At 65.5% G+C, this 6,568-nt stretch carries 6 protein-coding genes; 4 read left to right on the forward strand and 2 right to left on the reverse strand.

The features are described from left to right. Positions 1–68 precede the first annotated feature (68 nt). Positions 69–797, forward strand: a complete 729-nt coding sequence (locus tag QZT63_RS03370; RefSeq protein WP_290648584.1) for a sulfite exporter TauE/SafE family protein — start codon at positions 69–71, stop codon at positions 795–797. Here QZT63_RS03370 and QZT63_RS03375 read toward each other — a convergent pair. Continuing rightward, the gene (locus tag QZT63_RS03375; protein ID WP_290648585.1) at positions 781–2,073 is read right to left on the reverse strand and encodes an NAD(P)/FAD-dependent oxidoreductase; all 1,293 of its coding nucleotides are present in this window, start codon (positions 2,071–2,073) and stop codon (positions 781–783) included. The genes QZT63_RS03370 and QZT63_RS03375 overlap by 17 nt on opposite strands. Positions 2,074–2,166: 93 nt before the next feature. Further along, a complete protein-coding gene (locus tag QZT63_RS03380; protein ID WP_290648586.1) occupies positions 2,167–3,414 on the reverse strand; it encodes an MFS transporter in 1,248 nt (415 codons plus the stop codon). A gap of 321 nt (positions 3,415–3,735) precedes the next feature. On the opposite strand from QZT63_RS03380, the gene moaA reads away from it, so the two are divergent. The 3 genes from moaA (at position 3,736) to QZT63_RS03395 (ending at position 6,384) form a co-directional block, all read left to right on the forward strand. Continuing rightward, complete coding sequence (gene moaA, locus QZT63_RS03385; RefSeq protein ID WP_290648588.1) at positions 3,736–4,749, forward strand: GTP 3',8-cyclase MoaA; 1,014 nt, start codon at positions 3,736–3,738, stop codon at positions 4,747–4,749. A gap of 102 nt (positions 4,750–4,851) precedes the next feature. Then, positions 4,852–5,601, forward strand: a complete 750-nt coding sequence (locus tag QZT63_RS03390; protein WP_290648590.1) for a DUF3581 family protein — start codon at positions 4,852–4,854, stop codon at positions 5,599–5,601. 258 nt (positions 5,602–5,859) lie between these two features. Further along, positions 5,860–6,384, forward strand: coding sequence for an acyloxyacyl hydrolase (locus QZT63_RS03395; protein ID WP_290648592.1), 525 nt, complete (start codon positions 5,860–5,862; stop codon positions 6,382–6,384). Positions 6,385–6,568 lie beyond the last annotated feature (184 nt).

Below are 6,568 nucleotides of genomic sequence, written 5' to 3' on the forward strand. Positions count from 1 at the left end.
TCCCGTCTGGGCGCGACCGGGTATAGGCTGGCCCGTTTGCGCGTGCCACCCGCACCGAAGGAGAGCCCGTGGAGGTTCCGCTGACGCTGTCGGAATGGCTACTCGCCGGTCTGGTGATTCTGGCAGGCTCCCTGATTCAGGGAGCCATCGGTTTCGGGGTGGCGTTGATCGGGGCGCCCCTGCTGTATTTCATCCAGCCAGCGCTGATCCCCGGGGCGATGATCGTGGCGGGGATGTGTCTGCCGCTGCTGATCCTGCTGCGGGACTGGCGCGCCGTGTATTTCCCGGATGCCGGTTGGGCGGTGGTCGGGCAGCTGCCGGGCTCACTGGCCGGAATCGCCATCCTTGGGGTGGTGGCCGAGGACATGCTCGGGCTCGTCTTTGGCGTGTTGGTGCTTCTGGGTGTCGGGCTGAGCGTCTCGGGTGGCATCGCCAATCCACGCCCCCATCATATCCTCCTGGCCGGCGGCCTAACCGGCTTGATGGCCACAGCCACGTCCATTGGCGGGCCGCCGCTCGCCCTCGCCTTCCAGCGTTTCTCCGGCGCCCGCCTGCGGGGCACGTTATCGGCAGCTTTCGTCCCCGGTGGCGTGATCATCCTCACCACCTTGGCCTTATTCGGTCGCTTCGGGCTGCCGGACCTGCTCATGGGGCTCAGTCTGCTGCCGGCAGTCGGCGTCGGTTTCTGGTTGTCCGGCTACGTCGCCGCCTGGTTGGATCGCGCGTGGCTCAGGCCCGCGCTGCTGGGTGTCTCGGGCACAGCCGCGATAGCTGCCATTGTCAGCGCGCTGCTGTAGCGTTGGTTAAGCCCTCAATCACCTGGCTGGCTGCCCGTTGGCCCGAAAGCCAGGCGCCATGGGCGGTGGCGAAGTCGCATACGTGCGTGGCCTCGCCAGCATAGTACACGCGGTCCCACAGGGGTTGCGCGAGCGCATGACGCTGGGCATGTCCACCGTTGGGTCGAGCGGCTGAGTAGCTGCCAAGGGTCAGGGGGTCGTGACGCCAGTTGGTGCGCGTCGCACGCACGGCGCGCGTGCGGATGGCATTGCCGAATGCGGCCGCCAGATGGTCCAAGGCGAAGGCTTCCACTTCCCCCATTGTGGCATCCGCCAACCAATGCGCCAGGGGGCCCCCGGCGTAGCCCACGGCGATTGGGTGACCGGCCGGACACAAGTGCAGGCCGAAAGCCGGCGTATCGGGCCCGGGTTGCACGACCAGGTAGGTGTCGGGTGGCACCGGGAACGGATCGCCCTGGAAGCGGATCCCCACCTTTTCGGCCACACCCATGGGTACCGCGGCGATGGCGCTGGCCTTCCACTCTGGCACAGACGGGCGGAAGCGGATCGCGCCCGTGGCGAGAACCCCAGTGGAGACGGTGATGAGCACGCACGCAGCCCGCAGCCGCCCACCACCCGTGGTCAGTTGCACGCCGGGGCCGGAGGCATCGACGGCCGTTACTGCACAACCCGTGGTGATGCTCAGTGGCCGGGCCAGCTGCTGGAGCAGGTGCCCGATACCCTCGCGCACGATCCAATCCTGACCGGTGTCGTCATCGGCGGCCGCCTCTGCCGTCGCATAGGCCTCCGGTGCAACGCCGTTAATCGCGCTGATCAGGTAGTCCCGGACGGCGGCGTGATACGCGCCCGCCATCAGATACTCTCTCGCTGAGCGGTCCACACCGGCGAGGCCGGCACGGCGGATCGCCTCGACGTCCGCACCGACAGCCGCCCGCAGGTCTCGGGCCTCGTCCTCGGACAGGAGATGGTCGTCGACGTGGTACGCCAAAGTGGGGTTACCGCTGTAGTGCACGCCGTGGGTGTCCGCCAGCAGCCGCAGGGGGTTACGGTCGGCGCAATGGAACCAGGCACAGCCACGATCGAAGGGCACGCCGAGGGACTTCGATTCGGTCCAGGCGCGCCCACCAATGCGGTTGCCAGCCTCGAAAATGCGCACGCGAAGGCCCGCCTCGCGCAGCTGCAGGCCGGCTGCAATGCCAGCCGCCCCAGCACCGATAACGGCCACATCCCAGTCGGCGTTGCGCCGCCGCACCCGGTTATGCATGTGGTTTGGCATCAGAGAGGTTCGTTCCTCCGTCTCGTTTGCGTTGAAACGCCCGGGATAGCCTGCCTTACTTGCCCAATCAGGCAGACCACCTCCGGGTGTGATCTATCCGCGGCTGCGATGCGTGGCGGCTGTCGCAGCCAATGGCTGGCCCACTGCGAAGCCTCGCGGGAATCGCCTGATACGCAGGGTCAGATACACCCCGATGGCCAGCCCGATGAAGGTAAAACCGAAGGCGGTGCGAAAATCGCCGGTGGTCTCGATCAGCCAGCCGGCGACAACTGGGCCGACGAATTGCCCACCCGCGAAGAACAGCGTGACAAAACTAAAGGCGATGGGGATGTAGCGCGGTGCCACCTGGTCGGTGCTGCTGGCCTGGATCAGAGCGAACATCCCGTTCACGGAGCAGCCCATGAGCAGAAAATGCACGAAGAACATCGGCAGGCTCTGGTTGATCAGGGGCAGGGCCATGGCGAGCGTGACCAAGCTCATGGCCGTGGTCAATGCGTTGCCTCGCCCCCAGCGGTCCGAGAGCATGCCCCACAATGGCCCCGCCGCCACGGACAGCAGCCCCATCATGGCCAGAAAACGCCCTGCCGTGGCCTCGGTGAAGCCGGATTCCACCATGAAGCTGACCATGAACACCGCCTGAACGATGTAGGTGAGTCCAACGATGCCGTAAACCGCAGCCACCGTGAGCATGCGCGGATGGCGGTAGATCTGCCACTTGTCGGCGGACGGCGGCCGGCCACCGGCGCCGGTCTGTGTGCTCGGCGGATCCCGCACGAAGGCAATGACCAGCACGCCCACCGCTACTGCGCCTGCGGCGAAAACACCCCAAGTGACACGCCAGCCGTCATCGCCGAACAGGGTGTGGAGCCAGGGGACCAAGAGCCCGATCAGCAACATGCCTGCGCCGATACCGCCGGTTATGCAGCCGATGACCAAGCCCCGCTTGTCGGGGTACCAAGTTGCCAGCAGTGAGACCATTGGAGCGAAACTGAATGCGGTGCCAAAACCCAGCACTGCCATGAGCATAATCAGCAGCGGATAGGCCGAGGCGACGCTCAGCCCTGCAAAGCCCACGGCGACTGTGGCCAACCCGAATACCACGGCCGGCCGGGCGCCCCAGCGGGCGGCGGCGCCGCCGCCCGCCAGCACGAAACCCAGATACCCCAGCGCGGTCACCGTTGCCAGGGTTCCCGCCTGCTGGTAGCTCAGCCCGAGATCCGCCCGCATGGGCGGCAGGATCAGCCCGTAGGCAAGGCGTGCGAACACGATCACGACCAGGGCCGTGAACATGCCGCAGAGCACCATGACCACGGTATTGGGTCGGGCCTTGGTCTGGAGCAACGGCCCCCCTTTGTGTGGCGTTTTCCTCACCGGATCATATCAGCCCTGCCGTTGCCACCCCACGTCGGTCAGTGTGGGACAACGCCCCAATTCGGCCCGCACCGGCGTCCGGCTGGTGGCGCTGTCCGCGCGCACGTGCCACGAAAGCAGCCTTGGTACGGTGACGCCACGGGAGCGGCCGACAATGCTTTGATTCATTCCAGGGACATGTCTATGTCACACTAGGTGTGTGGGCGCCAGCTTGTGCGGCGCCGGGTTTCGGATGCTCGCGCATCCCCGTTGCAAGATCGCGCGGCCAAGGCTCGCGCCGGGAGACGCTCCATGGCCACTCAGGACATCTTCGGCAGACCATTGCAGGATCTGCGCATATCTGTGACGGATCGCTGCAATTTCCGCTGCGTTTACTGTATGCCCAAGGAGATTTTCGGATCGCACTACCCATTCCTCGCGCGCCGCGAACTGCTCACCTTTGAGGAAATCACTCGGCTGACCCGGGTGTTTGCCGGGCTCGGCGTGCGCAAGCTGCGCATCACCGGTGGCGAGCCGCTGGTGCGCAAGGATCTGCCGGAGTTGATCGAGATGCTGGCGAATATCGACGGCATCGAGGATATCACCCTGACCACCAACGCCTCGCTGCTCCCCCAGCACGCGCAGGCCCTTGTGGACGCCGGACTCAATCGCGTGACCGTCAGCCTGGACGCCATTGACGATGATGTCTTCAAGGCCGTGAACGACGTCAACTGGCCCGTCGGCCCGGTGCTTGAGGGCATTGAGGCGGCCTCCGAGGCGGGGCTGAATCCCGTCAAAGTCAACATGGTGGTCAAGCGTGGCATGAACGAGGGCCAGATCGTGCCCATGGCGGAGTACTTTCGAAAGACCCCCCACATCCTGCGCTACATCGAGTTCATGGACGTGGGTAATTCCAACGGCTGGCGCCTGGACGATGTGGTCACCGCGGCGCAGATCCGCGATGCCATCGATGCCGTATGGCCCATCGAGCCGTTGGAGCCGAACTATACCGGCGAGGTGGCGAGTCGCTACCGCTACACCGATGGTGCCGGCGAGATCGGCATTATCTCCTCGGTGAGCGAGCCGTTTTGCAGTACCTGCACCCGCGCCCGCCTGGCCTCCCAAGGGCAGCTGTTCACCTGCCTGTTCGCCGGTCGCGGATTCGATCTGCGTACGCCGCTGCGCGACGACAGCGTGGACGACGAACAGCTCGCCGAGATCATTCGCGGCGTGTGGCGCCAGCGCGAAGATCGCTACTCCGAGCAGCGCACCAGCGAGACCGCGCCGCTGCAGTGGAAAGTTGAAATGTCCCATGTCGGCGGCTGAGCCTGCCGGCTTCAGCCTGTTGTTGGTGATAGCGTGGGTTCGAGGATGCCCGATCGACTCATTATTTCGTTCGTGCCGCCGGCCTGATCTCGGCTGCCGGGCATGTTTGATGACGGCAAGGGCCAAAAGGGAGTTGCCACTACCATGTTCCTCGATGCCTACCATTGCCGCAGCGGCGGCGCGGTGCGGATCTCCGCCGAACAGGCGAGCCGATTCGCCAAGGAAGTCGCCGGCGACTTCAACCCCATCCACGATGCCGATGCCCGCCGGTTCTGCGTGCCCGGGGATTTGATGTTTGCGCTGGTACTGGGCTACTACGGATTGTCCGAGCGTATGGGCTTTCGCTTCCGCGGCATGGTGGGGCGGGATGTGCCGCTGGTGTTCCCCGACTCCGATGCGCCGGGGCTGAGCATCGCGGATGAGCAAGGCAAGGTGTATCTGGACGTGGAACGCGACGGCGAGGTCGTCCGGGACCCGGCCGTGGTCGAGGCCTTCATCCGGCGTTATGCCGCCTTCTCCGGGCGGAATTTTCCCGAGTTCCTGGAGCCGCTCATGCGCGAGCGGGGAATGATGTTCAACCCGGATCGTCCGCTGGTGCTCTACGACAGCATGGCCTTTGAGCTGCGGCGCCCAACGACCTGCGATCTGGATATGGTCCTGGATACCGCCAGTCTGGAGGTGGACGGCAAACGGGCCGAGGAGTGGCTGCGCTTCCAGGTCACCGACGCTGAGGCCGTGATGGGTAGCGGCTCGAAAAAGGTGGTGATCAGCGGGCTGCAACCCTGGGACGAGACCCGCATGCAGCCGTTTATTTCCGAGTACACGGCGCGGCGGGACCGCTTCTCCCCCTGAACAAATGCCGGGTCCAGAACCTGCCCAGAGGGCAATCACGCGCAGTGGTCCACGATCCGCCGCTTGCTTAAACGTGGAAGCGTCGCGACAAACCCACGCGCGCGGCGGAGGGGAATGACAGCGGTGCCAGAACGAGGGGCCATGGGCCTGTGGTGTATCTTCAGCCGTGGTTAAGTCAGAGCTGCTATGATCCCGTGGGTTCGGTGGGGTCGCGCCGGCCCGCGTTGTTGCCGCTCCATTACGTGGAAATCATTGTACATGCGTCATCGATCCCAGGCACATTGGCTGTTGCTGGCCTCGTTGTTCATGATCACGCCGGCCACCGCGCCCTCGGCTGCGGAGATCGGCGTGCGTGCCGGGGCCAGCCTGGGGGATGCGGGCTTCAACAGCCAGGAGATCTACTGGCGTACCCCGCTCCCGGGTCGCCTGGGTGACCCCAGGGGCTGGAACGCGACCAGCCGGCTGGAACTCAACGCCGCCAGACTCGCCGCGGCCGGGGATTCCATGGTTACCGCCGGTGGCAACGTCGGCGTGTGGGCAGGCAGTCCGCGCTCGCCTGTGGGGTTCGGTCTCGGTACCGGGCCGACCTATATCTCGCAAACCTCCCTGGGCGGGCGCGATTTCGGCAGCAACTGGCAGTTCACCTCCTGGGCCACGGCGCAGCTGAGGGTCGACCGCAACCTTTTCATCGGATACCGGGTCCAGCACACATCCAACGCGGGTCTCTCCTCCCCGAATCAGGGCTATAATCTGCAAGCGCTGGAAGCACACGTGCGCTTCTAGTGTCCTGTAACCGAAATTCGTTGTCTTTTGCTTGTCGGTGCGCCTTCGAGGCTAGGCGCCGGACCGAAGGCGTAGCGGGCCCTACGGCGAGGACCGGCAACACCGCCTCGGAGGCGCACCGGCAAGCCCTCCGGGAGCGCCTGTCCGGCCGCGCAGCGGTGTTGCGCCTCTTGCCAAGGGCGAC

The sequence above is a fragment of the Aquisalimonas sp. genome, from assembly GCF_007120195.1.
Lineage (GTDB): Bacteria > Pseudomonadota > Gammaproteobacteria > Nitrococcales > Aquisalimonadaceae > Aquisalimonas.